General features: G+C 67.0%; 2 protein-coding genes. One reads left to right on the top strand and one right to left on the bottom strand.

Features of this window, described 5'->3' with window-relative positions:
* Positions 1-762: class I SAM-dependent methyltransferase (locus ACSFA3_RS24945; protein WP_435508034.1), on the bottom strand; the 762-nt coding region annotated here is incomplete at its 3' end.
* 118 nt (positions 763-880) lie between these two features.
* On the opposite strand from ACSFA3_RS24945, the gene ACSFA3_RS24940 reads away from it, so the two are divergent.
* Positions 881-1,142 (top strand): transcriptional regulator family protein (locus ACSFA3_RS24940; protein WP_475544586.1); only part of this gene is annotated, 262 nt, incomplete at its 3' end.

Genomic DNA, 1,142 nt, shown 5'->3' with positions numbered 1-1,142 from the left:
TTTGATGGCGGTGTAGGCTGAGAAAACGCCGAGGCTCGCGTGCCGGCGCACGTCGCGGAAACCCGCGTCGGCCAGTGCCTGCATCACCCGCTCGGGCGGAATGCAGGCCTCGATCGTGTCCCAGTAGTAGCGCCACAGTTCGGAGGTGTTGCGCTGGCGACCGACCACGCGGGCGATCAGCGGCACCACGGCACGCATGTAGCCCTTGAGCAGCGCGGTTGCGATGCGGCCCTCGGGCTTGGTTATTTCGAGCACCGCCACGCGCCCGCCGGGGCGCAGCACGCGATGGAACTCGCTGAAGGCTGCCGCCACGTCGCTGATGTGGCGCATGGCGTAGCCCATGCTCACGAAGTCGCAGCTGGCATCGGGCCGGGGCAGGGCTTCGGCCACGACGCGCACAAGCTCGACGCCGGGCAGCTTGACCTGGCCCAACATGCCGGGGCTGGGGTCGACGCCCACGAGCTGGCCGGTGGAGCCGATGAGTTTCAGCGCCTCGCGGGCCACGAGCCCGGTGCCGATGCCCACGTCCAGCACCTGCATGCCCGCCGCGAGGCCGGCTTCCCGCAGCGCAGCACGGCGGTACGAGGGGCCGGTGCCGAAGGCCAGCACGCTCTCGATGCGGTCGTAGTCCGCGGCCGTGCTGTCGAAGATGCGCAGCAGGAATGCCTGATGCTCGGCCTCGGTCTTGTAGTACAGCGGCAGAGGGGCGTGCGGCGGCAGGATGTCAGGATTCCCGGGCCCGACGGAAGGCGATGGCGTCATCGAACGATTATCACCAAAAGCCCCGGCCCGAATTCCGGGCCCCAGGGCGGGCGTTGTGTGCGCCGGACAGTAAACTCGGAGCCTGCTTAGAAAACACAGGACAGCGAGATAGAAAGCCATGGCCGGACATAGCAAGTGGGCGAATATTCAGCACCGGAAGGGCCGCCAGGACGAGAAGCGGGGCAAGCTCTGGACCCGCGCCATCCGCGAAATCACAGTGGCCGCCCGCGCCGGTGGCGCTGACCTGGGCTCCAACCCCCGTTTGCGGCTGGCCGTTGAAAAGGCCAAGGCGGTGAACCTGCCCATCGACACCATCAAGCGCAACATCGACAAGGCCACGGGCAACCTCGAAGGCGTCAATTACGAAGAAATTCGTTACG

The organism is Variovorax glucosi, from assembly GCF_051216695.1.
Taxonomy (GTDB): domain Bacteria; phylum Pseudomonadota; class Gammaproteobacteria; order Burkholderiales; family Burkholderiaceae_C; genus Variovorax.
Note: the sequence above shows the minus strand (reverse complement) of the source record. Positions and strands in the feature narration are given on the sequence as shown.